Genomic DNA, 7,397 nt, shown 5'->3' with positions numbered 1-7,397 from the left:
ATGCAGGCCCAAAAGGTCCACATAGAACTCGCGCGAAGCGGCCAGGTCAGTGACCACCAGTTCCATGTAGGCGCAGCGGACAATGTCCGGCGCCGGAACAGAGGGCTTGGGAATAACGTTGCTCATGGTTCTCTCCTTCGAAAGAGGGTGCTGTTTTTGGGTACGACGGCGGAACCCGGGGCGGGAGGGAGGTCCGCCCCGGGTTCCGCCGGGGTGGGGGCCGGCCGGGCGGGAAGGGTCTAGGACCGCAGGCCGGACCCGGTGGGGATGCCGGAGCGCTCCGGCAGGCTCCTAGGCGTCGCCGGCTTCGCGGCTGGACTCGACACCGAACTGGGGGGTGTGCACGTCGCCGAGGGTGATGTGCACGGCCTGCTGGTCGGTGTAGAAGTCGATCGAGCGGTAACCGCCCTCGTGGCCCAGGCCGGAGGCCTTCACGCCACCGAACGGGGAGCGCAGGTCGCGCACGTTGTGGGAGTTCAGCCACACCATGCCCGCCTCGACCGACTGGGCGAAGTTGTGCGCACGCTTCAGGTCATTGGTCCACACGTACGCGGCCAGCCCGTACTTGGTGTTGTTGGCCAGCGCCAGGGCCTCTTCGTCGGTGTCGAAGGGGGTGATCGCCACGACGGGTCCGAAAATCTCCTCCTGGAAGATCCGGGCATCCGGGGCGACGTCGGCGAACACGGTCGGGGCCACGTAGGAGCCCTTCTCCTGGCCCTCGGGCAGGTTCTCCGGACGGCCGCCTCCGGCCACCAGGCGGCCCTCGGACTTGCCAATCTCCACGTAGGACATGACCTTCCGGTAGTGCTCCGGGTGGACCAGGGCGCCGACTTGGGTCTCGGGGTCGTGCGGGTCCCCGACCACGATGGTCTTGGCGCGCTCGGCGTAGCGGGCCACGAAGTCCTCGTAGATGTCCCGCTGGACCAGGATGCGGGATCCGGCGGTGCAGCGCTCACCGTTGAGGGAGAACACGCCGAAGACCGTGGAGTCGATGGCCGCGTCCAGGTCCGCGTCGGCAAACACGATTGCCGGGGACTTGCCGCCCAGCTCCATGGACATGCCCTTGAGGTGCTCGGCGCAGTTGCGGAAGATCAGCTGGCCGGTGGAGGATTCGCCGGTGAAGGAGATCAGCGGGACATCCGGGTGCTTGACCAGGGCGTCGCCGGCGTCCTCGCCCATGCCGTTGACCAGGTTGAAGACGCCCTCCGGCAGGCCGGCCTCCTCGAAGATCTGCGCCCACAGCGAGGCGGACAGCGGGGTGAACTCCGCCGGCTTGAGCACCACGGTGCAGCCGGAGGCGATTGAGGGAGCCAGCTTCCAGGACTCCAGCATGAACGGGGTGTTCCACGGGGTGATCAAACCGGCCACGCCGATCGGCTTGCGGTTGACGTAGTTCAGCTGCGAACCCGGGACCTTCAGCGCGGTGTCGTGCTGGGCCACGACCAGGTCCGCGAAGAAGCGGAAGTTCTCCGCGGCGCGCTGGGCCTGGCCACGGGCCTGGGCGATGGGCAGGCCGGTGTCGAAGGTTTCCATCTCGGCCAGGCGGTCCTCCTGGGCCACCACGGCGTCGGCGATGGCGTAGAGCACCTTGGCACGCTCGCGCGGCTTCATCTTTGGCCAGGGGCCGTTGACGAACGCCTCCCGGGCCGCGGCGACTGCCGCGTCGACGTCGGCCTTTTGGCCGGCTGCGGCCGTGGCGTAGGTCTGGTTGGTCACCGGGTCCAGGACCTCGAAGGTCTCGCCGCCGATGGAGTCGACGAACTTGCCGCCAATGTAGTGCTGCAGGTGGCTGGGCAGGTTATCCGGCACGAAATGCTTGGTCATGCTGGGGGTCCTTTCCGGGACAGGGTGGGGCGTGGTTGGCGATCAGGGCCCGCGGGGGCCGGGGGTCCTGCAGTTCGGAGGGGACTCAGAGGGCGGAGGGCGGTTCGCCCGCTGCCGCGAGGTAGGTGTTCAGGGTGCGCATCCGGTGGGCCCGGGCCAGGGCCTCCACCTCGGGGGCCGGGGCGCGGGACTCCAGCAGCCGGAGCAGCTCCTCGTGCTCCTCCACCGACTGGCGGGCCCGGCCGGGGATATGGGTGAAGCTGGAGGCGCGCATGGCGTTCAGCCGGTTCCAGCCGCGGTGCACCAGGTCCAGGATGTGCGGGTTGGGGCAGTGCCCGTACAGCGCCTCGTGGAAGCGGTTGTTCAGTTCCGTGAAGCGGGCCGGGTCAAAGTCCGCCAGGCAGGCGCGCAGCTCCCCGTTCAGGGCCCGCGCCTGGACCAGGTCCGCGGCGGTGAGTTCCGGGGCGGCCAGCGCGGTGGCCGCCCCCTCGACGATGGCCAGGGTCTGCATGGTGTGCAGGTACAGCGTGGCGTCGACGGCGGCGACAGTTGCCCCCACGTTGGGTTCAAAGGTCACCAGGCCCTCGGCCTGGAGCCGGCGGATGGCCTCGCGCACCGGCACCGTGCTGCAGCCGAGCTCGGCCGCCAGGGTGGAGAGTACCAGCCGGTAGCCGGGAACCAGCGTGCCGGCGGAGATCCTCTCGTGGAGCAGTTCGTAGGCCTGCTGGGACTTGGAGGGGGCCGGGGTGGCGGTCACCGTCACTTCGCACCCCCCGCGACCCATTCGTTGTAGCGGGCCTTCCACTCGGCGTTCATCGGGAACAGGCCGTCCACCTTGTGGCCCTCCTGAACCATCCGGAAGACGAACGTGTCCTGGCGCTCCTGCTCCACGACCTCGTCGGCGACCTCGGCAACAATGGCCGGCGGGATCACCAGGATGCCGTCGGCGTCGGCAACGATCACGTCTCCGGGCTGGATGGTGGTTCCGCCACAGCCGATGGTCACGTCGGTGTCCCACGGCACGTGCTTGCGGCCCAGCACGGCCGGGTGCGCGCCGTTGTGGAAGGTGGGGATGTCCAGTTCGGTGACGGCGCTCAGGTCGCGGACGCCGCCGTCGGTGATGATCGCCTCGGCGCCGCGCACCTGTGCGCGCAGGGCCAGGATGTCACCCAGGGTGGCCGAGCCCTTCTCGCCGCGGGCCTCCATGACCAGGATTTCGCCCGGACCGACGGTGTCGATGATGCGCTTCTGGGCGTTGTAGCCGCCGCCGTGGGAGGCGAAGAGGTCTTCGCGGTTGGGCACGTAGCGCAGGGTGCGGGCGGTGCCGATGACCTTTTGGGTGCCCTTGGTGGCCTGCAGGCCGTCGATGCTCACGTTGTTCAGGCCGCGCTTGCGCAGCGCGCCGGAGATGGTGGCGGTGGCGACGGAGAGCAGCTTGGCCTTGACGTCCGCGGTCAGCGCGGACTTGCCGGTGATGGGGGGCACGACGCCGGCGGCCTCCTCGCTGCCGAATGCGTCGATCCGGTCCGCCTCGGTAATCCGCGGCAGGTTGCCGAAGTCGGAGAAGGACTCGGTGCCCTGGACCACCGGGGTGGACAGGCGGCCGGAGGTCAGGCCGGCGGAGGGGAAGTCGACCTCGACCTCCACCGTGTCGCCCGGGACGACCACGGAGGAGCCGGCCGGGGTCCCGGTGAGGATCACATCCCCGGGGTGCAGGGTCATGAGCTGGGAAAGGTCCGCGACAATCTGCGCGAAGGGGAAGAGCAGGTCGTTTGTGGTGTCATCCTGGGCAAGCTCGCCGTTGACCCAGGTGCGCACGCGCAGGCCCTGCGGATCCACCGCGGAGGCCGGGATCAGGCCCGGGCCGAACGGGGTGAACCCGTCCCCGGACTTCGAACGGATGTTGGAGCCCTTGTCCGCGTACTTCATGTCATACACGCCCAGGTCGTTGCTCGCGGTGACCCACCCGACGTGGTCCCAGGCATCCTCAAGGGACACACGGCGGGCCGCCGTGCCGATGACCAGGGCGATCTCGCCCTCGAAGGCAAGCAGTTCGGTGCCGGCGGGGCGCTCAACCGGGGTGCCGGAGAGGCTCAGCGAGGAGGCCGCCTTCATAAAATAGGACGGGTTCGCGGGGACGCGGCCGCGCTGCTCGGCGCGGGAGCGGTAGCTCAGGTGCACTGCCAGCACCTTGCCGACCCCGTCGAGCACGGCCTGGTCCACCGGACGCACCTGCAGCTCGCCCTGCGGCGCCTGCTGGGTCTGGACCTGCTGGGTCTGGCTGGCTTCCTGGGCCACTGGCTGCTCCTCATCCGTCATGGGCACACTTTGTTGTGTATGAAATCGTATACGATGTAGTGTGGCCCTTGTCACCCGCCAGCGTCAAGTACCGGCTCCGGAGGGTGCGGACAAGGAACCATCCGAGGGATCCCGGCGGCGGAATTCCCCGCCCAGGGGAAACCGCTCCGGCCCCATGGGCCGGCGGGTTTTCCGCGGGCCGGGCCGCAACAGCGAGGAGGCGCAGCATGCTTGAGAGGGAAACGATCGTCCGCATCGCGGACGAACTGGTGGAGGCCGGACGCACGCGCGTTCCGGTGGAGCGCCTGACGGCGCGCTTCCCGGAGATGACCGTGGAGGACTCCTACGCGGTGCAGGATTTGTGGCGTCAGCGCTCCCAGGCCGCCGGGCGCCGGCTGGTGGGACGCAAGATTGGCCTGACGTCGAAGGCGATGCAGGCCGCCACCGGGATCACCGAGCCCGACTACGGGATCATTTTCGACGACATGGTCCTCGACTCCGGATGCACGGTGCAGTGGGACCAGTACACCCACCCGCGCATCGAGGTGGAGCTCGCGTTCGTCCTGAACAGGGACATCGAGGGACCCAACGCCAACATCTTCGACGTGCTGCGCGCCACCGAGTACGTGGTCCCGGCCCTGGAGATCCTGGACTCGCGGATCCAGATGGAGGGCCGCACCATCGTGGACACCATTTCCGACAACGCCGCCATGGGCGCCATGGTCATTGGCGGCACTCCCGTGAAGCCCTCCGAGGTGGACCTGCCGTGGATCTCCGCGGTGCTGTTCAAGAACCAGACGGTGGAGGAGACCGGCGTCGCCGCCGGGGTGCTGGGCCACCCGGCCGCCGGGGTCTACTGGCTGGCCAACAAGATCGCCCCCCACGGCCAGTCCCTCAAGGCCGGAGAAATTATCCTCGCCGGGTCCTTCACCCGCCCCCTGTGGGTGTACCCGGGCGACACCGTATTCGCCGACTACGGACCCCTGGGGAGCATCACGTGCCGTTTCGAGTAGAACCCGACCCCTCGCTCAAGGACGCCCTGGCCGGGACGGACCGGCCGCTGGCCGGGATCTGGGTCTGCTCCGGCTCCCCCCTGGTCGCCGAGATCTGCGCCGGGGCCGGCTTCGACTGGCTGTTCATCGACGCCGAGCATTCCCCCAACGGTCCCGCCTCCGTACTGGCCCAACTCCAGGCCGTGCGCGGCTATCCCGTGGTCCCGGTGGTCCGCCCGCCGGCCAACGACCCGGTGCTGATCAAGCAGTACCTCGACGTCGGGGCGCAGACCCTGATCGTGCCGATGGTCAACACTGCCGGAGAGGCCCGGGCCGCCGCCGCCGCGGTGCGCTACCCGCCCCACGGTATCCGCGGCGTCGGCTCTGCCCTGGCCCGCTCCGCCCGCTGGAACCGCATCCCCGACTACCTGCAGCGCGCCTCGGAAACCATCACCCTGATCGTGCAGATCGAGTCCGCCCAGGCCGTCGCCAACGCCGCCGGCATCGCCGCGGTGGATGGCGTCGACGGAGTCTTCATCGGCCCCTCGGACCTGGCCGCCTCCATGGGCGTGATCGGCCAGCAGGCCCACCCCGACGTCGTCGCCAACGTCGAGGCCACCATCGCGGCGGTCAAGGCCGCCGGCAAGTATGTGGGCGTGAACGCCTTCGCCGAGCCAGAGGCCCGCCGCTACATGGCCGCCGGGGCGGACTTCGTGGGCCTGGGCGCCGACGTCGCCCTGCTGGCCCGCGGCACCGAGGCCTTGGCCGCCCGCTTCACGGGCGACCCCGCAACCGACGGGAGCGGCTCCGCCGGCAACGCACCGGCCAGCTACTAGGGCCCGCCCCGGGACCTGCCGGGGCCTCCGCGAAAACCCGCCCGCCCAAGCGCGGGCTCCCCCGGAGGCCCCGGTTTCCGGTGACTGGCCGGATCAGTTCTTAGAGGCAGCCACCACCGGGGCCGCCGCGGGGCGCCGGCGCGACGTGCGGACCATCGAATGAATGCCCAAGGCAGCCCACGCGAAGTTGGATGCGGCGCCGGGCCACGCCCCATAGAGGGCGCAGGCACTCCCGGCCATCAGGCCGCCGGCCATGTTGAGGACGGCATACAGGCGGGACTCCGAGGTGAGACGACCCTTCCACAGCATGGCGTACGCCAGAAAAGTTCCGGCTGTTCCCAACCAACCCAGCGCTGCGGCCAGCATCGCCCCTCCCCTCCCTGCGAACCCGTGCCTCCAGCAGCAATTATTAGTCTCCCGGCACTTTAGATCAATTGCATTCCGCTGCATTCAGTGTTTATAAATGCTAAATATGGACATCGACCCGCGCCGCCTGCGCATACTTCTGGCTATTGCCCGCACGGGCGGGGTGCTCGCTGCCGCCGACGAGCTGGGAATCACGCCTTCGGCCGTTTCCCAGCAGCTCAATAAGTTGGAGGGGGAAACGGGGCACGCCTTGGTCGTGCGGACCCCCCGGGGCTCCGTGCTGACGCCCGCCGGCCTGGCCATGGCGGAGGCTGCCGAGGAGATCGAGCGCGCCCTCAGCGTCGCCCGCGCCCGGATGGAAGGCGGAGCCGAGCTCGCCGGTGTCGTGCGGGTGGGCGGATTTACGAGCTTTCTTCGGGCAATGGTCATCCCGCGCCTGCCCGAATGGCGCGCCCTGTACCCACAGTTGCAGGTGCGGATCGTTGAAGACGATCTCCCGGCGTTGATGCGCCTGCTGCGCCAGCGCGAGCTTGACGCGGTGGTGGTCGAACTCGATTCGGCCACGGCCGCCCAGCGCCAACTGCCCGCCGGAATGTCCGAGGAGCCGCTCCTGGATGAGCCTTGGAAGCTGGTGGTTCCCTCGGGGGTCCTGCTCACTACCGAAAACGTCGACCTTGCCCGGCTGCCGCTTCCGTGGCTCGGCGTCGAGCCCTCGGCCGCCAACGCCTCGGTGGTCGGCCGGCTTCGCCAGTCCACGGGCGCCCAAGTGGAGATCGTCCACCAGTACTATGACACGCTAACTGCGCTCGCCTTGGTGGCCGCGGGGGAAGGCGCGGCCGTCATACCCGCCCTGGCGTTGAGCGGCGTCGCCCAAGACGGCGTAGAAGTCCTGGACGTCCCCGGACTTGGCACCCGGCGCATCGTTTTGCGGCGGTTCGACCGGCGCCGGCCCCTCAGCACCCCGGTGGACACCGTCGCACGCCTTATGCGCGAATCGGTGGCCGCATTCGACGCCCTGGACGTCGCGCCGAGATCCGGGTCCTAGCCTCTACGCTGCAGCTGCCCCTGCCACAACAACCAC

Annotated in this window: 7 protein-coding genes and 1 pseudogene; 3 read left to right on the top strand and 5 right to left on the bottom strand. The window is 69.3% G+C overall.

Going from position 1 to position 7,397, the window contains the following annotated elements:
* The 4 genes and pseudogenes from NCCP_RS15255 to NCCP_RS07730 all read right to left on the bottom strand — a co-directional run.
* Positions 1-126, bottom strand: a pseudogene (locus tag NCCP_RS15255) (3,4-dihydroxyphenylacetate 2,3-dioxygenase); the annotation flags it as partial.
* A gap of 165 nt (positions 127-291) precedes the next feature.
* Complete coding sequence (hpaE, locus tag NCCP_RS07740) at positions 292-1,824, bottom strand: 5-carboxymethyl-2-hydroxymuconate semialdehyde dehydrogenase (protein WP_149956658.1); 1,533 nt, start codon at positions 1,822-1,824, stop codon at positions 292-294.
* 85 nt (positions 1,825-1,909) lie between these two features.
* Positions 1,910-2,608: a GntR family transcriptional regulator gene (locus tag NCCP_RS07735; RefSeq protein WP_149956657.1), complete on the bottom strand. Its 699-nt coding sequence runs from the start codon at positions 2,606-2,608 to the stop codon at positions 1,910-1,912.
* Entirely contained in the window at positions 2,584-4,143 is a 1,560-nt protein-coding gene (locus tag NCCP_RS07730) for a fumarylacetoacetate hydrolase family protein (protein WP_149956656.1), read from the bottom strand. Before NCCP_RS07730 ends, NCCP_RS07735 begins: the two co-directional genes overlap by 25 nt.
* A gap of 206 nt (positions 4,144-4,349) precedes the next feature.
* Between NCCP_RS07730 and hpaH the strand changes: the two genes are divergently transcribed.
* Together hpaH and NCCP_RS07720 are read left to right on the top strand one after the other, a co-directional pair.
* On the top strand, positions 4,350-5,135 hold the full coding sequence (gene hpaH / locus NCCP_RS07725; protein ID WP_149956655.1) for a 2-oxo-hept-4-ene-1,7-dioate hydratase: 786 nt from the start codon (positions 4,350-4,352) through the stop codon (positions 5,133-5,135).
* The gene (locus tag NCCP_RS07720) at positions 5,120-5,950 is read left to right on the top strand and encodes an aldolase/citrate lyase family protein (RefSeq protein WP_149956654.1); all 831 of its coding nucleotides are present in this window, start codon (positions 5,120-5,122) and stop codon (positions 5,948-5,950) included. Before hpaH ends, NCCP_RS07720 begins: the two co-directional genes overlap by 16 nt.
* 93 nt (positions 5,951-6,043) lie before the next feature.
* On the opposite strand, the gene NCCP_RS15630 is transcribed toward NCCP_RS07720, so the two are convergent.
* The gene (locus NCCP_RS15630; protein ID WP_479688377.1) at positions 6,044-6,316 is read right to left on the bottom strand and encodes a CBU_0592 family membrane protein; all 273 of its coding nucleotides are present in this window, start codon (positions 6,314-6,316) and stop codon (positions 6,044-6,046) included.
* A gap of 106 nt (positions 6,317-6,422) precedes the next feature.
* Here NCCP_RS15630 and NCCP_RS07715 point away from each other — a divergent pair, with 106 nt between their 5' ends.
* Entirely contained in the window at positions 6,423-7,361 is a 939-nt protein-coding gene (locus NCCP_RS07715; RefSeq protein ID WP_149956678.1) for a LysR family transcriptional regulator, read from the top strand.
* Positions 7,362-7,397 lie beyond the last annotated feature (36 nt).

It is taken from the genome of Zafaria cholistanensis (assembly GCF_008580665.1).
Classification (GTDB): Bacteria; Actinomycetota; Actinomycetes; order Actinomycetales; family Micrococcaceae; genus Zafaria; species Zafaria cholistanensis.
This window is presented reverse-complemented; position numbering and strand designations above follow the sequence as displayed.